General features: G+C 75.1%; 21 protein-coding genes. 10 read left to right on the top strand and 11 right to left on the bottom strand.

Features of this window, described 5'->3' with window-relative positions; genetic code table 11:
- Nucleotides 1-8: 8 nt before the first annotated feature.
- Together O2W53_RS16040 and O2W53_RS16035 are read right to left on the bottom strand one after the other, a co-directional pair.
- A complete protein-coding gene (locus O2W53_RS16040) occupies nucleotides 9-344 on the bottom strand; it encodes a hypothetical protein (protein ID WP_269164060.1) in 336 nt (111 codons plus the stop codon).
- Nucleotides 341-1,171, bottom strand: a complete 831-nt coding sequence (locus O2W53_RS16035) for a hypothetical protein (protein ID WP_269164059.1) — start codon at nucleotides 1,169-1,171, stop codon at nucleotides 341-343. Before O2W53_RS16035 ends, O2W53_RS16040 begins: the two co-directional genes overlap by 4 nt.
- 149 nt (nucleotides 1,172-1,320) lie before the next feature.
- On the opposite strand from O2W53_RS16035, the gene O2W53_RS16030 reads away from it, so the two are divergent.
- Nucleotides 1,321-2,604: a competence/damage-inducible protein A gene (locus O2W53_RS16030; protein WP_269164058.1), complete on the top strand. Its 1,284-nt coding sequence runs from the start codon at nucleotides 1,321-1,323 to the stop codon at nucleotides 2,602-2,604.
- A 5-nt stretch (nucleotides 2,605-2,609) separates the two neighbouring features.
- On the opposite strand, the gene O2W53_RS16025 is transcribed toward O2W53_RS16030, so the two are convergent.
- On the bottom strand, nucleotides 2,610-3,149 hold the full coding sequence (locus O2W53_RS16025; RefSeq protein ID WP_269164057.1) for a GNAT family N-acetyltransferase: 540 nt from the start codon (nucleotides 3,147-3,149) through the stop codon (nucleotides 2,610-2,612).
- A 190-nt stretch (nucleotides 3,150-3,339) separates the two neighbouring features.
- Here O2W53_RS16025 and O2W53_RS16020 point away from each other — a divergent pair, with 190 nt between their 5' ends.
- Both O2W53_RS16020 and O2W53_RS16015 read left to right on the top strand, forming a co-directional pair.
- Nucleotides 3,340-3,735, top strand: a complete 396-nt coding sequence (locus tag O2W53_RS16020; RefSeq protein WP_269164056.1) for an SRPBCC family protein — start codon at nucleotides 3,340-3,342, stop codon at nucleotides 3,733-3,735.
- Between the two features lie 178 nt (nucleotides 3,736-3,913).
- Nucleotides 3,914-4,612 carry an NYN domain-containing protein gene (locus O2W53_RS16015; protein ID WP_036332547.1) on the top strand — a complete coding sequence of 233 codons (699 nt, stop codon included), beginning with the start codon at nucleotides 3,914-3,916 and terminating at the stop codon, nucleotides 4,610-4,612.
- A 12-nt stretch (nucleotides 4,613-4,624) separates the two neighbouring features.
- On the opposite strand, the gene O2W53_RS16010 is transcribed toward O2W53_RS16015, so the two are convergent.
- A complete protein-coding gene (locus O2W53_RS16010; RefSeq protein ID WP_269164055.1) occupies nucleotides 4,625-5,470 on the bottom strand; it encodes a hypothetical protein in 846 nt (281 codons plus the stop codon).
- Nucleotides 5,471-5,636: 166 nt separating this feature from the next.
- Entirely contained in the window at nucleotides 5,637-5,984 is a 348-nt protein-coding gene (locus O2W53_RS16005) for a PRC-barrel domain-containing protein (RefSeq protein WP_269164054.1), read from the bottom strand.
- A gap of 104 nt (nucleotides 5,985-6,088) precedes the next feature.
- Here O2W53_RS16005 and O2W53_RS16000 point away from each other — a divergent pair, with 104 nt between their 5' ends.
- The gene (locus O2W53_RS16000; protein ID WP_269164053.1) at nucleotides 6,089-6,514 is read left to right on the top strand and encodes an AAA family ATPase; all 426 of its coding nucleotides are present in this window, start codon (nucleotides 6,089-6,091) and stop codon (nucleotides 6,512-6,514) included.
- 22 nt (nucleotides 6,515-6,536) lie between these two features.
- Here O2W53_RS16000 and O2W53_RS15995 read toward each other — a convergent pair whose 3' ends face one another.
- Nucleotides 6,537-7,022, bottom strand: coding sequence for an ATP-binding protein (locus tag O2W53_RS15995; RefSeq protein ID WP_269164052.1), 486 nt, complete (start codon nucleotides 7,020-7,022; stop codon nucleotides 6,537-6,539).
- 98 nt (nucleotides 7,023-7,120) lie between these two features.
- Complete coding sequence (locus O2W53_RS15990) at nucleotides 7,121-7,477, bottom strand: STAS domain-containing protein (protein WP_269164209.1); 357 nt, start codon at nucleotides 7,475-7,477, stop codon at nucleotides 7,121-7,123.
- Nucleotides 7,478-7,902: 425 nt separating this feature from the next.
- Here O2W53_RS15990 and O2W53_RS15985 point away from each other — a divergent pair, with 425 nt between their 5' ends.
- The 4 genes from O2W53_RS15985 to O2W53_RS15970 are packed head-to-tail and all read left to right on the top strand — an operon-like array spanning nucleotide 7,903 to nucleotide 11,543.
- Nucleotides 7,903-8,544 (top strand): ABC transporter permease, encoded by a 642-nt coding sequence (locus tag O2W53_RS15985; RefSeq protein WP_036335960.1) that lies wholly within the window; start codon nucleotides 7,903-7,905, stop codon nucleotides 8,542-8,544.
- Nucleotides 8,537-9,736 carry an ABC transporter ATP-binding protein gene (locus tag O2W53_RS15980; RefSeq protein WP_269164051.1) on the top strand — a complete coding sequence of 400 codons (1,200 nt, stop codon included), beginning with the start codon at nucleotides 8,537-8,539 and terminating at the stop codon, nucleotides 9,734-9,736. The genes O2W53_RS15985 and O2W53_RS15980 overlap by 8 nt, the downstream gene beginning before the upstream one ends.
- A complete protein-coding gene (locus tag O2W53_RS15975) occupies nucleotides 9,733-10,563 on the top strand; it encodes an ABC transporter permease (RefSeq protein WP_269164050.1) in 831 nt (276 codons plus the stop codon). Before O2W53_RS15980 ends, O2W53_RS15975 begins: the two co-directional genes overlap by 4 nt.
- Complete coding sequence (locus tag O2W53_RS15970) at nucleotides 10,563-11,543, top strand: glycine betaine ABC transporter substrate-binding protein (RefSeq protein WP_269164049.1); 981 nt, start codon at nucleotides 10,563-10,565, stop codon at nucleotides 11,541-11,543. Before O2W53_RS15975 ends, O2W53_RS15970 begins: the two co-directional genes overlap by 1 nt.
- Here the strand turns inward: O2W53_RS15970 and O2W53_RS15965 are convergent, their stop codons facing one another.
- Complete coding sequence (locus O2W53_RS15965) at nucleotides 11,544-12,488, bottom strand: nucleoside hydrolase (protein ID WP_269164048.1); 945 nt, start codon at nucleotides 12,486-12,488, stop codon at nucleotides 11,544-11,546. It lies immediately after the preceding gene.
- Nucleotides 12,489-13,070: 582 nt separating this feature from the next.
- Nucleotides 13,071-13,442: a hypothetical protein gene (locus O2W53_RS15960; RefSeq protein ID WP_269164047.1), complete on the bottom strand. Its 372-nt coding sequence runs from the start codon at nucleotides 13,440-13,442 to the stop codon at nucleotides 13,071-13,073.
- Between the two features lie 123 nt (nucleotides 13,443-13,565).
- On the opposite strand from O2W53_RS15960, the gene O2W53_RS15955 reads away from it, so the two are divergent.
- Nucleotides 13,566-15,377 (top strand): gamma-glutamyltransferase family protein, encoded by a 1,812-nt coding sequence (locus O2W53_RS15955; protein ID WP_269164046.1) that lies wholly within the window; start codon nucleotides 13,566-13,568, stop codon nucleotides 15,375-15,377.
- A gap of 28 nt (nucleotides 15,378-15,405) precedes the next feature.
- Here O2W53_RS15955 and O2W53_RS15950 read toward each other — a convergent pair whose 3' ends face one another.
- On the bottom strand, nucleotides 15,406-16,545 hold the full coding sequence (locus tag O2W53_RS15950; protein ID WP_269164045.1) for a hypothetical protein: 1,140 nt from the start codon (nucleotides 16,543-16,545) through the stop codon (nucleotides 15,406-15,408).
- Between the two features lie 141 nt (nucleotides 16,546-16,686).
- Here O2W53_RS15950 and O2W53_RS15945 point away from each other — a divergent pair, with 141 nt between their 5' ends.
- Nucleotides 16,687-19,158 (top strand): SpoIIE family protein phosphatase, encoded by a 2,472-nt coding sequence (locus tag O2W53_RS15945; RefSeq protein ID WP_269164044.1) that lies wholly within the window; start codon nucleotides 16,687-16,689, stop codon nucleotides 19,156-19,158.
- Between the two features lie 11 nt (nucleotides 19,159-19,169).
- On the opposite strand, the gene O2W53_RS15940 is transcribed toward O2W53_RS15945, so the two are convergent.
- Nucleotides 19,170-19,610 (bottom strand): ATP-binding protein, encoded by a 441-nt coding sequence (locus O2W53_RS15940; RefSeq protein ID WP_269164043.1) that lies wholly within the window; start codon nucleotides 19,608-19,610, stop codon nucleotides 19,170-19,172.
- Between the last annotated feature and the right edge of the window lie 13 nt (nucleotides 19,611-19,623).

The raw sequence follows: 19,623 nt of genomic DNA, 5'->3' as shown, positions 1-19,623 counted from the left end.
GCCCGTGCTCAGCCCGCCGTGCCCCCGGCCCACCGGGACGGGACGATGCGGTGCCCGGCGGCCCGGCAGCCGAGGACCAGGCAGGTCGCCGCGGCGGCCAGCGCCACCCGGCCGGACGACGCGTCGATCCCGCCGAGCAGCAGCCCGACGCCGGCGGCGGCGAGCGCGGCGGTGAGCCACTGGTCCTGCCGGCGGCGCAGCCCCACCACCGCCAGGGCCAGGGCGGCGAGGACGGCGACCCGCGCCGGGTGCCCGGTGCCGGACAGCTGCCCGGCCCACGGCAGCCCCAGCGAGGCGAGGGCGAGCACCCCGGCGCAGAGGAACCAGCCGCGGCCCCGGGTCACTCGGGGCGGCCCGGGGCCAGCACCACCGCGGCGCCCGTGGCGGCCAGGGCGGCGGTGAGCCAGAAGCCGCGGTCGCTGGCGACGAGCGGGAGGGCGATCAGCACCCAGAAGGCGGCGAGGGCGACCAGGCCACCGGCGCCGACCCGCCACGCCGTCCGGGCGGACCCCCGCCGCCCGGCCAGGGCGACGGCCGAGGGCACCAGCGCGACGAGGGCGGCGACGGTGGCGAACGCCGACCACGTGGGCACGACGTCCCACAGCGACTGGTTGACGAAGTCGAGGTTGAGCCCGAGTTCCAGCAGGGCGAGCCCGAGCACGCCGAGCAGGAGGGCCACCAGCTCCGTCCCCGGCCGGCCCGAGGAGCGGACGGCGGCGAGACGGGAACGGACCGAGGACGACGACGACCCGCCGTCCTGCGCCCCAGCTGACGGCGTGCCGGGCGCGGTGCCGGGGGTGGTGGCCGGCCCCGGGACCGGCGGCGGGCTGGGCGACGGGGTGGGCGTGGACCCGGACCCGACGTCGACCGGGCCGGTCCCGTGCACGGCGGTCGGCGGGTCGTAGGAGGGCTGGTACGGCTGGTGGCTGCCGTGCGCTCCGGCGTCCGTCTGCTCCGGCTCGACCGTCTCGCGCTGGCTGGGCGGCAGCAGGATCGACTGGGTGCGGGGATCGTCGGTCGTGCCGGTCACCGCGGGCTCGGTGGCCGGGTGCTCGGTGACGGGGTGTTCGGTGGGGGCGTGCTGGTCCCCGGCGGGGTGCCGGGTCGCGCCGCTCTGTGCCGGCTGCGGCTGCGGCTGTGGCTCGGGGATCGGCGGGTGCGGCTGGCTCACGTGTCCTCCTCGTGGGGTGCGCCGAGGCGCCGGCGGCCTGGTCGACTCCGGCCGGACGGCGGGGCAGGGCGCTGGACACCGTAGCCGCGGGAGGCCACCGGGATCCTGCCCCCGCGCCGTGGTCCGGCGTCCCGCCTAGGGTCGGTCCCGTGGCAGCACGCGCGGGCATCGTCGTCACCGGCACCGAGGTGCTCACCGGCCGGGTGGCCGACCGCAACGGGCCGTGGCTGGCCGAGGCGCTGCGCGCCCGAGGCGTCGACGTCGGTTCGGTGGTCGTCGTCGGGGACCGGCCCGAGGACCTGCGGGCCGCCCTCGCCTTCCTGGCCGGCGCGGGCACCGACCTGGTGATCACCACCGGCGGGCTGGGCCCCACGGCCGACGACCTGACCGCCGCCCTGGTCGGGGACTTCCAGGGCCGGCCCTCGGCGCTGGACCCTGCCCTGGAGCAGCGGATCGCCGAGGTGGTCGCCCGGCTCAGCGCCCGCCGCGGCTGGCGGATGGACCCGGCGGCGACCGCAGCCGGGGTCGCCAAGCAGGCGCAGGTCCCGGCGGGCGCCACGGTGCTGGAGCCGGTAGGCACGGCACCGGGCCTCGTCGTCCCGGTGGCCGACGGCCGGACCGGCCCCCCGGTGCTGGTGCTGCCCGGGCCGCCGTCGGAGCTGCAGGGCATGTGGCCGGCGGCGCTGGCGGCCGAGCCGGTGCGCCGGGCGCTGGCCGGGGCCACCGAGCTGCGCCAGTCGACGCTGCGGTTGTGGGGCACGCCGGAGTCCGAGCTGGCGGCCACCCTGCGCCGGGTCGACGACCAGGTGACCGGCCTGGAGATCACCACCTGCCTGCGGGACGGCGAGCTGGAGATCGTGACCCGGTACGGCCCGGACGCCGAACCGGCGCACCAGCGGCTGGTGCAGGTGGTCACCGCCGACTTCGGCGACACGCTGTTCAGCGACGGTCCCACGGTGGACGAGCTGGTCGCCGCCGCGCTGGACGAGCGTGGGTGGACGGTGGGCATCGGCGAGTCGTGCACCGGCGGGCTGCTCACCGCGCGGTTCACCGCACCGCCGGGCTCGTCGCGCCGGGTGCTCGGCGGGGTCGCGGCCTATGCCGACAGTGCCAAGACGCAGCTGCTCGACGTGCCGGCCGGCACGCTGGCCGCCGCGGGCGCGGTCAGCCCGGAGGTCGCCGCCGCGCTCGCCGAGGGCGCCCGGCGCCGGTTCGGCGCCGACGTCGGGGTGGGCGTCACCGGGATCGCCGGTCCGGGCGGCGGGACGGCGGAGAAGCCGGTCGGCACCGTCCACCTGTCCGCCGCCGGCCCGGACGGCGCGGTCGCCCGCTCACTGACCCTGTTCGGGTCGCGGGAGGCCGTGCGCCAGCGGACGACGACGCTCGCCCTGCACCTGCTGCGCCAGCTCCTGCTCGGCGGCCCCGCGGCCTGACGGGGTCAGGCCGGGTCGCCGTCCCGGCCCACCACCCGGCTGCGGCGCTCGAGGAACAGCACGTCGTGCCAGCTCGCCCGCCCGTCGATGACCCGGCGGCCGATCCGTTCCCGACGGCCGACCACCCGGAACCCGAGCCGCTCGTGCAGCGCGAGGCTGGCCGTGTTGGCGGGGAACACCCCGGCCCGGATCGTCCAGATGCCGTCGGCCTCGGTCGAGTCGATCAGCCGCTGCAGCAGCAGCCGCCCGATGCCCCGGCCGGCCGCGTGCGGTGCGACGTAGACCGAGTGGTCGACCACGCCGGCGTAGGCCGCCCGCGGCGACTCACGGCTGCACGCCACCCAGCCGAGGACCGCGCCGGTGCCGTCGGTGGCCACGTGCCGGTGACCGGGCAGGCGGGAGGCGTCGAAGGCCGCCCAGGTCGGTGGCTCGGTCTCGAAGGTGGCGAGTCCGGTGGCGATGCCGGCGGCGTGGATCTCGCGGACGGCGGGCCAGTCGGCCGGCGTCATCGCGCGGAGGACCGGTGAGGGCGAGGACCCGGGCACGCCACCATCCTCGCGTCCGGTCCGGACGGCGCTGGTCGGGGGTTCCACGTGGAACCGGACCTGCGCGGTGGGCGGGCCGGGGGCATGCTGGTCGGGCGCGGATGGACCGGCCTGGGTCACTCTCGGGGGCGGATCCCGGCCATCAGCCCGCCCGGGTGTCAGTCGGCAGCTGGGCGGGCACCCGTCCGGGGTGACCACAGTGACCCTGCACGCCACCGGCCCGGTCGACCCCGGCGAGGTGTGGGACCGCTTCGTCCACCCCGCTCGCTGGCCGGAGTGGTCCCCGCAGATCAGCCGGGTGGAGGCCACCGCCCCCCGGATCGCCCAGGGCGTCACCGGCCGGGTGCACGACCCGCTGCGCACCTCCGTCCCGTTCGTCGTCGACGAGGTGTCCGACGCGGCGCGGTCGTGGAGCTGGCAGGTCACCGTCGGACCGACCCGGCTCGGGCTGGCGCACTGGGTGAGCGCCGGCCCGGACGGCGGGACGACGACCGGCCTGCGGATCAGCGGCTTCGCGCCGCTGGTGCTCGGCTACGCGCCGCTGGCCCTGCTGGCGATCAAGCGGTTGGTGACCATCACGACCTGAGCGTCCGGTGCGTCTCGTACGGTGCCGGGGTGAGCTGGTCGCGGTGCCGTCGTCGGTGCGTCGGAGCGGTCCGGTGACCGGCCGCCGTCGGCGTCGGGCGACCGCCCCGGGCGGCACGCCCACCGCGATCGCGCGCCCACCGGTCCCGCCGGTGGACCCCGACCGGCAGACTGGGCCGATGACCGAGATCCTCGACGACGCGACCGGATCGGTGGACGGGCACGAGGGGTTCTCGTCCGAGGGGCCGCGCCCGTCGCTGGACCTGCTGGTGTGGGACGCACCGAACATCGACATGACCTTGGCGAACGTGATCGGCGCGCGCCCGACCGCGGCGTCCCGGCCGCGGTTCGACGCGATCGCCGCGTGGTTCGTCGAGGGTGCCGAGGAGCTCGGGGCGGTGCAGCCGCCGGAGGTCGAGGCCTGCGTCTTCGCCAACGTGCCGCCGCAGCACGCCACCTCGCTGCAGCGCTGGGTGGAGGCGCTGCGCAGCTTCGGCTACGCCGTCTTCGCCCGGCCCAAGCTCCAGCCCGATGACGACATCGACCAGTCGATGCTCGACCACATCAGCGTGCGGGCGCACAGCCACCAGCTGCGCCGCCTGGTCGTCTTCTCCGGTGACGGCCGGAACTTCGCCGAGCCGCTCGAGGACCTGGCGCGCGCGGGCACCGAGGTGGTCGTCGTCGCGTTCAGCGAGGTCGCCGGCTACGCGATCAGTTCCGAGCTGCTGCAGTTCGTCGACATCGAGGACGTGCCCGGGGCGTTCGTCGAGCCGCTGGACCGCGTCCGGCTGGACGCCCTGCCGACGGACGGCGCCTGGCTGCGCCCGACCAAGAGCCTGCGCGACGCGGCCGGTCTCTTCGCCGCCCGCCGCGGCTGACGAAGGGGCCGGTCAGGCCGCGCGGGCGCCGCCGATCCCGGTGTCGTCGTCGAACTCCGAGACGCCCGGGGCAGTGGCGGTCCGGCGCGCAGCGTCGTCGTGCCGACCCCGACCACCGCGGTCCGCAGCCTCGTCGAGGCTCGTGGCGGCGCTCGCGACGGGTACGTCGACGACGCTCATCCGGGAGTTCGCGTAGGTGGTCACGGCGTAGAGGAAGACGACCACGCCGAGCATCTCGAGCACCTCTTCCGCCGTGGTGGCCAGGACGTACGGAGCGGACAGCGTCCCGCGGTCGTCGGCCAGCCAGCTGCCCACCACCTCCATGCCGATGGCGCCGCCGACGTAGAGGGTCCCCGCCACGACGATGAGCAGACCGATCCGTCCGGGGAGCCCGCGGAGGAAGCGGAGGTAGGCGGCGGCGAAGACGACCACCAGCGGGGCGGCCAGCACCCACCAGCCGAAGGTGAAGACCCCGCTCGTCTCCACGACCTTGCCCACCTGGTGGTTGGCCCGCTCGTGCAACCGCAGCAGCTCGTCGACCGACAGGTAGCCGAACGCCGCGGCGAGGACCGACCAGTGCCACCGCCAGCGGTCGCGGTTCCGGTGGGCCCACGCGGCCACTCCGGCCGCCGAGGCAGCGGCAGCCAGCAGCAGGGCCGAGGAGAACCACGTCGGGAGGTTCGCCTCCCGGTTGACGCTGAGCAGGTCGAGCACCCCGGAGCGCATCCCCGCCGCCAGCTGGCCCGGCGTGTCGGCGCCGAGCACGACGAGGTTCAGCACGAGGCTGACGGCTCCCAGCAGGAGGCTCATCCCGGCCAGGACCACGAGCAGACGGCGCGGCCGGATGACGGTCAGCATGGTGAGTCCCTGCAGTCGACGCCCCGAGTGCAGCGGCGACCCAGGTCCCCGAGGACAGTAGGTCGGTAGCGAACAGCTGACAACTGGGGGACTTCTGCGTGAACAAGAGGTGGCCAACCGGTGCTGGTCCCGGAGCGGACCGCACCGACCTCCCCGGTCGGTACGGCTAGCGGCGGGCCAGCCGGCGCACGCCGCCGGTGTAGGGCATCGAGTAGTGCGCGAAGACGTCGGGCTCCTGCTCGACGGTGAGCTCGCCGTCGGTGTCGATGGACGGGGCGTTCTTGGTGAGGTCCTTGGACACGGTGACCCGGATGTGGTCGGGGGCCACGGTGGCGCCGGTCAGCGGCACGAAGGTCAGCTGGCGCCGACCGATGAAGCCGGTGATGACCGCGGCGAAGAACGGCTGGTCGGTGGTGGTGTCCACGTACACCGACTCCAACGTCCCGATCTTGCTCCCGTCCGGGTCGACGACGTTCAGGGTGCGCCAGTCACGGATGTTCTCGGCCGGGAACACGGGGCCCTCCTCGGGTCTCGGGACAGATGCCCCTCCATGCCCGGTGCCGTGGCCGCGCAACCCCTGCAGCGACTGCGTGGGCCGGGGCGGGTACCGGATGGGCCATGGCACGCCAGGAGCTCGTGGTGATGGTCGGCCTGCAGGGGTCGGGCAAGTCCAGGTGGGTCACCGAGCACCTGGCCGGCACGCACGCGGTGGTCAGCAAGGACCACTGGCCGAACGCCCGGCGTCGCGAGGCCCGGCAGCAGCGGACCGTGGCCGCCCTGCTCGCCGAGGGCGCCAGCGTCGTCGTCGACAACACCTCGCCGTCGCTGGCCGAGCGGGCGCCGCTGATCGCGTTGGCGGCGGCCGCCGGCGTCCCGGCCCGGGCGGTGTTCCTCGACGTACCGCTGGAGACCTGCCGGGCCCGCAACGAGGCCCGCGAGGGGCGGGCGAGGGTGCCGCTGGTCGGGCTCTACAGCGCAGCCGGGCGGCTCACCGTGCCGAGCACCGCAGAGGGGTTCAGCGACGTGACGGTGGTGCGGAGCTGAACTCCCGGACCGAGGCGCTCCGTCAGGCCCCTGCCGGGCCGGAGGAGGAGCGGGGCCGGGGGACCGAGGCGGTGGACAGCCCGGAGGGCAGCCGGGCCCACACGTGCTTGCGCTCGGCGTCGCTGCACCAGCCGTAGTCGACCGACAGCTGGGCCACCATCGGCAGCCCCATCCCCCCATAGGCCGGGTCGCGGTCGACCGCGGGGCGCGGCGGGGTGTCGGGCGAGCCGTCGGTGAGCACGATCAGCCAGCCGGTCGGGACGGCGACGATCAGCGCCACCACCGCACCGCCACCGTGCCGCAGCGCGTTCGAGCTGAGCTCCTCGAACACCAGCAGCAGTCCCTCGCGCGCGTCCTCGGTGGACCGGGCGGCCAGGGACGGGTGGGCGAGCCGGGCCCGCAGGTCCATCCGGACCCGGGACGCGTCGTGCACCGTCGGGAGCTCCCACCGCCAGACGTCGCCGTCCTCGTGGGGCACCTCGGCCGCCGGCCAGACCAGTGCACTCACTCTTCGGGCCTCCCGCCGGCCGGTGTCTCCGCCGGGACCATGGTGGCGGACGCAGAGGGCGCGTGCAGCACGGGGGGTCACGTGTCGGCTCGGCGCGGTCAGCGCCGCGCCCGGTCCTCGCTGTCCTGCGGGCCGGCGGCGACGCCCGGCATCCCCTGGACGTCCAGCCGCAGGAGCAGGCCGGTCAGCTCCAGCGGCCCGGTGACGATGCGGCTGGTCGCGATGACCCCGACGTGCTTGCCGGCGGCCTCCGGGTGCTGGCTGACCCACACCAACGCCGTGACCCCGGCGGACCCGAAGAAGGTGACCCCGGACAGGTCGATGGTGAGCAGGCCCTCCGCCTGGCGCAGCGCAGCCAGCAGGGTCTGTTGCAGCAGCGGGTTGCTGGCGGCGTCCAGCTCGCCGGACACGGAGGCGATGACCTGCCCCGGTTCCGGGCCGTCCGCGAGCCGCACCTGGAACGGCGCCTCGTCGGCTGCCGACCTGACCGTCTTGATGGGTCCTCCTCCAGACCGGGACACGTTCGTGGTGTCCGCCGCCGATCGTCTCCCGTCGGCACCTGCCCGCGGAGCGGACCGGGCCGAGTCACTACCCCGATCGAGGCACGCCAGTCCCTGTACCCGGTCAGGAAAGTCATCACTTCGTCACCTGGCGAGCTCGCCATCCGCGTGACGGGTGTGACACCGTGTCACACGGCCGAGATGAGGCCGCCGGCGCGGTACGGCCCGTGTCCGGCGGTGGAGCACCCCGCAGCTGCGCCGTGCGCGCCGGGGGCGCACGCCCACCAGGCCGCCCGAGTCCTCGCCGGACCGAGTGCGGCTCCATCAGGACGACGACCACCCGGCCCAGCGTGGCCTGGGTGCGGAGAGGGGGTGGGCCGATGTGGGAGTACCTGGTCGACCGGCGCGGGCTGATCGCCTTCCAGGCCTTCCAGCACGTCAGCCTGGTCGTGCAGTGCGTGCTGCTGGCCACCGTGATCGCGATCGGGCTGGCGGTGCTGGCCTACCGCAGCCCGCGGCTCACCGGGCTGGCCAACGGGCTCTCGGCCATCGGGCTGACCATCCCGTCCTTCGCGCTGCTGGGCATCCTGCTGGCGCCCTTCGGGTTCGGGATCACCCCGGCCGTGCTGGCGGTGACCTTCTACGCCGCGCTGCCGATCCTGCGCAACGCCGTCGTCGGCCTGGCCGGCGTCGACCGCTCGCTGGTGGAGTCGGCCCGCGGCATCGGGATGAGCCGCATGAGCACGCTCCTGCGGATCGAGCTGCCGCTGGCGTGGCCGGTGATCCTGGCCGGCATCCGGGTCTCCACCCAGATGGTCATGGGCATCGCCGCGATCGCCGCCTACGTGCTCGGCCCCGGCCTGGGCAGCTTCATCTTCTCCGGACTCTCCCGGCTGGGCGGTGCGAATGCACTGAACGCCACGCTCGTCGGGACCATCGCGATCGTCCTGCTGGCCCTCGTCCTGGACGTGGTGCTGGTGCTGGTCGGTCGCCTGACCACCTCGAGGGGCATCCGTGTCTGAGACCACCGCTGAGCGCGGCGGCGCCACCGCAGCCGCACCCGCACCGACCAGCACCGAGCGCCAGGTCAGCGGCGTCTCCATCCGGCTCGAGGGCGTCACCAAGAGCTACTCCGGTCAGGGGACGCCGGCCGTCGACTCGGTCGACCTGGACATCCCGGCCGGTGAGATGGTCATGTTCGTCGGCCCCTCCGGCTGCGGGAAGACCACGCTGCTGAAGATGCTGAACCGGCTGGTCGAGCCCACCAGCGGCAAGATCTTCCTGGGCGACGAGGACGTCACCGGGCAGGACGCCGACCAGCTGCGCCGCCGGATCGGGTACGTCATCCAGGCCGGTGGGCTCTTCCCGCACATGACCGTGGGCACCAACATCGGGCTGGTCCCGGGGATGCTCAAGTGGGACCGGAAGCGGATCGCCGCCCGGGTCGACGAGCTGCTCGAGCTGGTCGGCCTGGACCCCGAGGTGTACCGGGACCGCTACCCCCGCGAGCTCTCCGGTGGCCAGCAGCAGCGCGTCGGGGTCGCCCGGGCGCTCGCCGCCGACCCGCCCGTGCTGCTGATGGACGAGCCGTTCGGCGCGGTCGACCCGATCACCCGACAGCGCCTGCAGGACGAGCTGATCCGCATCCAGGAGGAGCTGGGCAAGACGATCGTCTTCGTCACCCACGACTTCGACGAGGCGGTGAAGCTCGGTGACCGGATCGTGGTCTTCGACGTCGGCGCCCGCGTGGTGCAGTACGACACCCCGGAGGCGATCCTCGCCGACCCGGCGGAGGAGTACGTGGCCGACTTCGTCGGTGCCGGCGCGACGCTGAAGCAGCTGACCCTGACCCGGGTCGGCGACGTCGAGCTGATCCACCCCACGCAGGCCAGCGTGGGCGAGGACGCCGCCGAGGTCGTCCGCCGCGCGTCGGCCGCCGGGGAGAAGTACGTCGTGGTGACCGACCGCCGTGGCCGGCCGATCAGCTGGCCGTCGCTCGCGGAGCTGTCCCGGGCGGCCACCGTGCCGGACACCGTGGACGAGAAGCTCCCGGTGGTCGGGCTGCGCTCCACGCTCAACGACGCCCTGGACACGATGCTCGCCGCCAGCCAGGGCGGCGTCGTCGTGACCGGCCGGGACGGCGTCGCCGGCGTCATGGTGGTGGAGACGGTGATGGCCGCGATCCAGCGCACCCGCGACGAGGTGCAGGGATGACGGCGCCCCGCCCCGCGGCCACCGAGGCGTACCCCGACACCGAGGTCGACGACGCGCTCGCCCAGACCCAGACGCCGGCCCGTGGCGGCGCCGCGGACGAGGCCCGCGGTGCCTGGCGCGGACTGCTCGTGCAGCCGGTCCTCGTGCTGGCCGGGGTGCTGGCCTTCGTCGTCTGGCGGTCGACCGCCGAGCTCGCCGACACCGAGCAGCGGCAGCTCGGCTGGGGCGTGCTGGGTCGCAGCATCGTGGAGCACCTGCAGCTCACCCTGTTCGCCGCCGTCATCGTGCTGCTGATCGGCATCCCGCTGGGCGTGCTGCTCACCCGCGGACCGTTCCGCCGGGCCACGCCGCTGGTGCTGGGCGTGGCCAACACCGGCCAGGCCGCCCCGGCGATCGGGCTGTTCGTGCTGCTGGCCACCTGGCTGGGGTTCGGCTTCCGGTCCGCGGTCGTGGCCCTGGTGCTCTACACGGTGCTGCCGGTGCTGCGGAACACCATGGTCGGGCTGCAGGGCGTCGACGCGCGCCTGGTCGAGGCCGGCCGGGGGATGGGCATGAGCGCCCTCGCCGTCCTGCTGCGGGTGGAGCTGCCGCTGGCCGTCCCGGTCATCCTGGCCGGCGTACGCACCGCCCTGGTGCTGCTGGTCGGCACCGCCACGCTGGCGACCTTCATCAGCGGCGGCGGGCTGGGCCAGCTGATCACCACCGGCATCAACCTCTCGCTGGACAGCCTGCTGTTCAGCGGCGCTGTCCTCGTCGCCCTCCTGGCGCTGGCCATCGACTGGCTCGGCCGCGTCGTGGAGCACGTCGCCCGACCGAAGGGACTCTGATGCGCACGCGCGCGACCACCGCCCTCTCCCTCGCGGCGGCCACGCTCCTCACCGGGTGCGGCCTGCAGGCCGCCACGCAGTACACCCCGGCGTCCGCGCCGGCCGACATCCAGCCGATCGAGGGGGTGGCGGGCGAGGAGATCGTGGTGGGGTCGAAGAACTTCACCGAGCAGTTGATCCTCGGCAAGATCGCCGTGATCGCGCTGCAGACCGCCGGGTTCGACGTCGTCGACCGGACCAACATCCCCGGCTCCGTGCCGGCTCGCCAGGGCATGGTCAACGGCGAGATCGACATGGAGTGGGAGTACACCGGCACCGCGTGGCTCTCCTACCTCGGCGAGACCGCACCGATCGCGGACCCGCTGGAGCAGTACGAGGCCGTCCGGGACGCCGAACTGGCCAACGGCCTGACCTGGCTGCCGCCCGCGGAGGCCAACAACACCTACGCCTTCGCCGTCCGCAGCGAGGCGGTCGACGACCTCGGCGGGATCAGCACGCTGTCGGAGATCGCCGAGCTGCCCGTGGAGGAGCGGACCTTCTGCGTGGAGAGCGAGTTCGCCAGCCGCAACGACGGGTTCGTCCCGATGCTGGAGACCTACGGCCTGGAGCTCGGGGATGCGCAGGGCGTGCCGCGGGACAACGTCAGCACGCTGGACACCGGCGCGGTCTACGAGGCCACCGACCAGGGCCAGTGCAACTTCGGCGAGGTGTTCACCACCGACGGCCGGATCACGGCGCTGGACCTGACGGTGCTCGAGGACGACCGGGCGTTCTTCCCCAACTACAACATCTCGCCGGTGCTGCTCACCGAGACCTTCGAGGAGCACCCCGAGCTCGCCGACCTCTTCGGGCAGATCACCCCGCTGCTGACCAACGACGTGCTGCAGGAGCTGAACGCCCAGGTCGACGTGGCCGGCGAGCAGCCCGGGGACGTCGCGCTGGAGTGGATGGTCTCCGCGGGGCTCGTCGAGCCGGCCTGATCAGGTCCGCTCGGCCAGCCCGCACAACCGGCTGACCAGGAACTCCACCGCCGCCTCGCTGTCGACGTCCTCGGCCACCGCCACCGCGGTGGCCGAGGACGACGTCGTCCGGCGGTCCACCAGGGTCTGCCCGCGCCCGGCCCCGTGCCCGGTGTCGACGACGACGTCCCGGCGCACGGCCGTCAGCGTGCCCGGCACGATCGCCTCGGTCAGCGCCAGGGCGTCGTGCACCACCACGCCCTCGACGCCGTAGCTGCTGCGGGCGTGGTCGACGTACTGCTGCAGGACCGCCGCCGCCTGGGCGCCCACCGGGCCGGCCGCGGCGAACCGGGCGATCCCCGCCGCGGTGAGCACCGTGGGCAGCGTGACGTCCAGCCCCACCAGCACGGTCGGCAGGCCCGCACCGAACACCGCTGCGGCGGCCTCCGGATCGGCCCACACGTTGAACTCCGCGGCCGCGGTGACGTTGCCGCCGCGGGTCGCCGAGCCGCCCATCACGACCAGCCGGCCGATCCGCGCCGCCGCCTCCGGGTACACCCCCAGCAGCAGGGCGATGTTGGTCAGCGGGCCGATCGCGGCCACGGTCACGGGCTGCTCGCTGGCCAGCAGCAGCTCGGCCAGCGCCACGACCGCGGGCCGGGGGTCGACCGCGGCCGGGGACGGGGGCAGCACGACGCCGCCCAGGCCCGCCGCCCCGTGCACGTGGCCGGCCCGCTCCGGTTGGGGGAAGACCAGCGAGGTGCGGGCGCCCACGGCCACCGGCACGTCCGACCGCCCCGCCAGGTGCAGCACCCGCAGCGCGTTCTCCGTGGTCTGGGCCAGGCCGACGTTGCCGTGCACCGTCGTCACCAGCTGCAGGTCGACCTCGGGACTGGCCAGCGCCAGCAGCACGGCCAGTGCGTCGTCGATGCCCGGGTCGGTGTCGATCACCAGCGGGGTGCGCATCCGCCCATCCCACCAGACGGCCCGACACGCCGGTGCGTCGGATCGGCGGCCGAGGTCATCGGCCGGCGATTGCCGGGCTGAGCTGCGGTTTCGTCCGGTTCTGTCGACAAGTGCCCGGGTCCGGAGGGGGGTCATCGACCGCTGTGGAGGGGTCGGGCAACGGTTGGGTCACGCGGTCGGGAGGGGGTGTCCCGAACGGGGGTCCCGGGGCTCCGTCGTCCGTAACTTCTTCCTTGCCCGCGGCCCCTTCCCCGGCCGCGGCGACTACTTCCCGGGAGGGCAGCACATGGCGATCCAGATGGCACCGGTCCGGCCGACCGAGCTGCCCGCTGCCCGGGACACCGGCCGGCTCGGGCTGTTCGGCACCGACACCCCGGCGCCCAACACCACCGACCTGGCGTTCGGTCTGGCGATCGGCCTCGCCATCGGCGTGCTCGGCATGGGCCCCGGCCCGATCGCGGACGACGACGTCCCGGTGCGCCTGCCCCGCTCCCGGCGGCGTCAGCTCGCCCGCCGCGCCGCCACCTGGGGCGCCGGCGGGGACGGGGCCCACCTCGCCTGGCGTGCGACGCCGCTGCCGCTCTACCGGCTGACCGACGGGTCGGACCGGTCCGTCCCGAGCCCGGTGTCCGTCCCGGCGGCCGCCCCGGTGGCAGAGCGTGCCCCCGCTCCGTCCGCGCTGCCGGCCGTGGACCACGAGCTGGAGGCGGCGATCGAGTTCGCCACCGACTTCTCCGTCGACCTGCTCACCACCCCCACCCGGCTGGCCGCGCCCCCCTCGCGGCTGACCGCCCCGGTGCGGCAGCTGGTCAGCCGGCTGCGCGGCGTGAGCCGGCGGGCCGCGGCCTGGGGCAGCGGCCCGAACGGCGCCTCCCTCAGCTGGGACAGGCCGGTCGCGCCCCGGACGCACCAGCTGACGCTGCCGGCGCTCCCCGAGCCCCGGCAGTCGGACATCGACCTCCGGCATCGAGCGCCGGACGACGACGAGGTCGTGCCGCTCCGAGAGGCGCCCAGCACCCCTGCCGCACCGCCGTCGCCTCGCAGTGCGAACCGGCCACACTTCTTTAGGGTGGCTACATGTTCACCACGCGGCCGGAGCTCGCCGGCACCTTCGGGATGGTCGCCTCGACGCACTGGCTCGCCAGTGCCGCGGGCATGGCGACCCTCGAGGCCGGTGGGAACGCGTTCGATGCCGCGGTCGCTGCGGGCCTCACCCTGCAGGTGGTCGAGCCACACCTCAACGGCCCGGGGGGTGAGGTCCCGATCCTCTTCGCCCGGAGCCCGCGGGCAGCCGCCGGCGCGGGGGTCCCCGTGGTCCTGTCCGGTCAGGGGGTCGCCCCCGCCGGCGCGACGATCGACGCCTTCGGGAACCTCGGTCTCGACCTGGTCCCGGGCACCGGTCTCCTCGCCGCCACCGTGCCCGGCGCTCTCGGCGCCTGGCTGACCCTCCTGCGCGACCACGGCACCCTGCCGCTGGGCGCCGTCCTCCGCTTCGCCATCGAGTACGCCGAGCACGGCCACCCGGTCCACCCCCGGGTCGCCGCGACCGTCGCCTCGGTCTCCGAGCACTTCCGCACCCACTGGCCGACCTCGGCCGCCACCTGGCTCGCCCCCGACGGAGCACCCCCCACCGCCGGCCGCCTGTTCCGCAACCCGGTCCTCGCCTCGACCTACCGCCGACTGCTCGACGCAGCGCGCGGACCCTCCCGAGAGGCGCAGATCGACGCGGCACTGGCGGCTTGGTACACGGGGTTCGTCGCCGAGGCGATCGACGAGTTCTCCCGTTCCCCGGTGATGGACGACTCCGGTCGTGCCCACCGCGGCTTCCTGACGGGTGAGGACCTGGCCAGCTGGGCCCCGAGGTACGAGCCGCCGGTCACCCTCGACTGGCAGGGGTGGACGCTCGCGAAGGCCGGGCCGTGGTCCCAGGGCCCGGCGCTGCTCGAGGCGCTCGCGATGCTGGACGGCCACCCGGCAGCAGGGGCCGGGGCCGGGTACGCATCGGGCACCGCCGATGCCGACCTGGTCCACGCCAGCGTGGAGGCGGTGAAGCTGGCGATGGCCGACCGCGAGGCCTGGTACGGGGACACGGCCGAGGTGCCCGTGGACGACCTGCTGTCCACGAGCTACACCGAGCAACGGCGGGCGCTGATCAGCGACCGGGCCAGCACCGAGCTGCGGCCCGGCTCGCCAGGGGGGCGCCCGCCCCGGCTCCCCGAGTTCGTCACCGCCGGCGGCCGCGCCTCCTCCGGCCCGATCGCGGGCGTCGGGGAGCCCACCGTCGACACGCGGGGCACCACCCGGGGCGACACCTGCCACGTCGACGTCGTCGACCGCTGGGGCAACCTCGTCTCGGCCACCCCCTCGGGCGGCTGGCTGCAGAGCTCGCCGGTCATCCCCTCGCTCGGCTTCGCGCTGGGCACCCGGGCGCAGATGTTCTGGCTGGAGCCCGGGCTCCCCAACTCGCTGCAGCCGGGCAAGCGCCCGCGCACCACGCTCACCCCGTCCCTGGCGCTGCGCGGCGGCGTGCCGACCCTCGCCTTCGGCACCCCCGGCGGTGACCAGCAGGAGCAGTGGCAGCTGTGCTTCTGGCTGGCCCACGTGCTGGGCGGGCTGGACCTCCAGGCGGCCATCGACGCGCCGACCTGGCACACCACCGCCTTCCCGTCGTCGTTCTTCCCGCGGGAGATGACGCCGGACGAGGTCGTGATCGAGTCCCGGATCGGGGAGGAGACGATCGACGAGCTGCGCCGCCGCGGCCACGCGGTCACCGTCTCCGGCCCCTGGTCGCTGGGCCGGCTGTCCGCGGTCTCGGTCGACCCGGAGACCGGCGTGCTGCGGGCCGGGGCCAACCCGCGGGGGATGCAGGGGTACGCAGTGGGCCGCTGAGCCGTCGGTCACTGGGCCGTCGGTCGGGTCAGTCCGGCGCTTCCTCCTCGGCCAGCTCCTCGGGCACGACCGCGGCCAGGCAGCGCCGGATCGCCAGCGCGACGCTGCTGGCAGCGAACAGGTCGTCGTCGGTGCTCTGCCGGGCGCGCCGCAGTTGCGCCTCGAGGGCGTGCAGCTCGTCGTAGGCGCCGCGGGTGGTGTCCGGCTCAGCGGCCGGCCCCTCCACCGAGCGCAGCACGTCGGCCAGACCGGTCAGTGCCGAGGCCGCGGCCGGCCGCAGCGCCGGGCCGAGCGCCACGTGCGAGACGTCGGCGGTCTCGGTCTCGGCGATCAGCTGGGTGAGGTCCTCCACCATCAGGGTCAGGCGCTCGAGCGCCCGGGCCTGGGCGTACTGCCGGTCGGCGACCTGCTGGTGCCGGCGGGCCCGGAGGTTGCCCCGGCGGGCCTCGTCGGTCTGCTGCACCGCCGCCCGCATCTGGGCCAGCACGGGGTCGATGGTGTGGATGCGCTCGCGCCACTCGTCCTCGGTGGGCGGGTGTTCCTGCTGCAGGCCGTCCGCCAGGTCCTCCAGCTGGGCGGCCAGCAGGTCGCGCAGCCGGCCGAGCTCGGTCTGCGAGGGCGCCAGCGGCAGCGGCGGGAAGACGGCGAGGACGGCGGTCCCGATCAGCGCGCCGAGGAACGTGAGCCCGGCGAAGCCCAGCACGTAGTCCACCGGGTCGCCGCCGCCGATGATCAGCACGAAGAGCGCCGAGGTGGGCACCCAGCTGCCGGAGCCCCCCAGCCGGTGCCATCCGGCGAGGAGCATCCCGGCGGTCACCACGAGGCCGACCCTGGCCACGATCGGCACGGGCAGCCCGTCGACGGCCAGGGCCACCGCGGCGCCGATCGCGATGGCGGCGACCGACTGCGCGGTGGTCCGGGCAGACCCGGCGAGCGTGGTCGAGATGGCGATCACCGCGCCGAACGGCGCGTAGTAGGGGTACTCCTGCGCGGGCTGGGGCAGCAGCTGGATGAGTGCCCAGGCGATCGTCGCCGCGATGGCGGCCCGCAGGGCCAGGCCGATCTGCGGGTTCCGGGCCCAGGTGCGCTCCAGGGCGCCGGACCAGGACCGAGGGTCCCATCGGCTCGGCCGCCGGTTCGGCGACCGGGGGCCGGCGGTTCCCTGCACCCGGCCATCGTCCCTCGCCGGCGGGGGATCCGCGCGGCACGCCCCCGCGACCGTTCCCGACGCCAGCAGGCATGATCGGGTTCCGGTACGCGGCGACGAGGGGCCCCGTCCGAGGCGGACGGAAGCGAGGGCGGGGGACGGATGACGCTGTACGACCCCGCTCCCGGGGCCACTGCCCGCGCCGTCGAGGCGGCTGCGGGCCCCGTGGTCCAGCGGTTGGCCGACCTGGCCGCCCGGCTCCTGGGAACCGACGTGGCCCAGGTGTCGCTGATCGGTGACGTGCAGACGGCGGCCGTCGTCAGCGGCCCGGGCGCCGGGCGACCAGGTGTCGAGCTCCCGTTGGCCGAGTCGCTGTGTGCCGTCACCGTCGAGGCGGGGGAGACCCTCGTCGTCCGGGACGCGGCGAACGACCACCGGGTCGCGGACCGGGCACCGGTCACCGTCGGTGAGATCGGCGCCTACCTGGGCGTGCCGCTGGACGGTCGGCGCGGCGCGCTGTGCGTCTTCGGGGCCGCGCCCCGGGACTGGACCGACCTGGACGTCGCCGTGCTGCAACTGATCGCCGAGTGCGTCGCGGCGGAGCTCCGGTTGGTGGAGGCCGGCGCGGAGTCCGAGGCCGCCCGGTGGCGGTGGGGGTTGGCCCTCGACGCGGCCGAGATCGGCAGCTTCGACTGGGACGCCGTCGGCGACCAGCTGGTCTGGGACGACCGGCTGCTCGCCCTCTACGGCTGGGACCGCGCCGTCTTCCCCGGGACGCTGAGCGCGTTGCTCGAGCGGCTGCACCCGCACGACGTGGAGGGCGTCACCGCCACGATCAACGCGGCGCTGGTGACCGGCGAGGGCTTCGACCAGGAGCACCGGGTCCAGCTGCCCGGCGGTGACGTCCGCTGGGTGCGGGCCCGTGGTCGCGCCGTCCTGGGCGACGCGGGGACGGCGGTCCGGGTCGTCGGGGTGGCGCACGACGCCACCCAGCGGCGGCGGTCCGACGCGCGGCTCACCCAGGTGCTGGAGTCGATGCCGGCGGCGTTCTTCTCCCTCAGCCGGGACTGGGCGTTCACCTACGTCAACGCCGAGGCCGAGCGGCTGCTGGGCAACAGCCGGGAGGTGCTCCTGGGTGGCGATCTCTGGCAGCTCTTCCCGGCCGCGGTCGGCAGCGACTTCGAGGTGCACTACCGGCGCGCGATGCAGACCGATGAGCCGGCGATGTTCCAGGCCTGGTACCCGCCGCCGCTGGACGGCTGGTTCGAGGTGCGGGCCTGGCCCAGCGCCGAGGGGCTGTCGGTCTACTTCCTCGACATCACCGAGCGTCGCCGCGCCGAGGAGGGCACCCGCCGGGACGCCGAGCGCCTCGCGACGCTCGCCCGGGTGTCGGACGTCCTGTCCACCGCCCTCATCGACCGGCAGGGATCAGCCGGCGCGCTGCAGGAGCTGGTGGAGGCCGTGGTGCCCGTCCTCTGCGACTGGGGGATCGCCAGCCTGGTCGAGGAGGGGGGCCGGCTGCACGACGTGGCCAGCTGGCACCGCGACCCCGCGCTGCGCCCGGTGGCGGCCGACTACGCCCGGCTCCGGCTGGCTGCGCTCACCAACACCGCCCCGATCGTGACCGCCCTGGCGACCGGCGAGGTCACCGTCGTCCCCGACATGGCGGCCGCCGTGGGCAACGGGCTGCCGGCCGGCGAGGTGCGCGAGGCCTACTGGACGCTGGACCCCGGCACCGCGGTGGTCTTCGCGCTGGCCGCCCGGGGGCGGGTGCTCGGGGCGGTGAGCCTCTACCGCGGCCGCGACCGGGCCCCGATGGACGCGCGGGAGCGCGAGCTGGTGCGGGAGGTCGCCGACCGGATGGCGGTCGCGCTGGACAGTGCAGCGCTGCAGGAGCAGCAGCGCCGGATGGCCGAGGAGCTGCAGCGCAGCCTGCTGACCGACCCGCCCGAGCCCGAGCTCGCCGAGATCGCCGTGCGGTACGTGCCCGCCGTCCAGGCCGCCCAGGTGGGCGGTGACTGGTACGACGCCTTCCTCCAGCCCGGTGGGGCGACGGTGGTGGCCATCGGCGACGTCGTCGGCCACGACACGGTCGCCGCGGCGGCGATGGGGCAGCTGCGCAGCCTGCTGCGCGGCATCGCCTACAGCAGCGGTGGCGGGCCGGCGGCGGTGCTCTCCGACCTGGACCGGGCGATCGAGGGGCTGCAGGTGCGCACCCTGGCCACCGCGGCCGTGGCCCGGCTGGAGCAGGACCAGGTCGACCAGGTCCGCGGCGAGACCCAACTCCGCTGGTCCAACGCCGGCCACCCGCCGCTGCTGGTGCACACCCCCGACGGCCGGGTGGAGGTGCTGGCCACGGAACGGGCCGACCTCATCCTCGGGGTCGACCCGACCACCTCCCGGCGGGAACAGGTGACGGTGCTCGCCCCCGGGGCCACCGTGCTGCTGTACACCGACGGCCTGGTCGAGGGCCCGGACCTGCCGCTGGACGACGGCGTCGCCCGGCTGGTCGGCCTGCTCACCGAGCTGGGGGAGCTGCCGCTGGAGGAACTGCTGGACGCGATCGTCGCGCGGTTGCGCCCGCAGGGGTCGGAGGACGACGTCGCGCTGGTCGCCGTCCGGCTGCGCCGCTGACCTGAGCCGGCTCAGCGGCGGGGCAGCAACGCCCAGACGCTCTTCTGGTCTCCGGTGAGGTGCCAGCCGTGCGCGTCGGCCATCTCGGCGATCAGGTACAGGCCCAGCCCGCCCAGGCTGGGGTCACGCCCGATCGCCGGCTGCGGAGGGCGCTGGGCTGCGGAGTCGCGCACCTCGATCAGCCAGGCGCGTGGTGTCCGCTGGACGCGGGCAAGCACCCCGCCACCACCGTGCCGGAGGGCGTTGGAGGCCATCTCGTCGAACGCCAGGACGACGGCCTCGTCGAGTTCGGCGGCCGTACCGTCGCCCCGGGACTCCTCGGCCAGCCCGCTGCGCAACTGGGCACGCACCCTGGGGAGTTCGGCCACGCTGCTCAGCGCCCACTCCCAGCCGTCCTCGGCGGGTGGTGGAGGGGTCGACGGCCACGCAAGGCTGGTGCGCTCGCCCGTCACCCGGTCTCCTCGC

Source organism: Modestobacter sp. VKM Ac-2978 (assembly GCF_026968025.1).
In the GTDB taxonomy this organism is placed as follows: domain Bacteria; phylum Actinomycetota; class Actinomycetes; order Mycobacteriales; family Geodermatophilaceae; genus Modestobacter.
The sequence above is the reverse complement of the archived record's forward strand: the minus strand, read 5'-3'. Positions and strand labels throughout refer to the sequence as shown.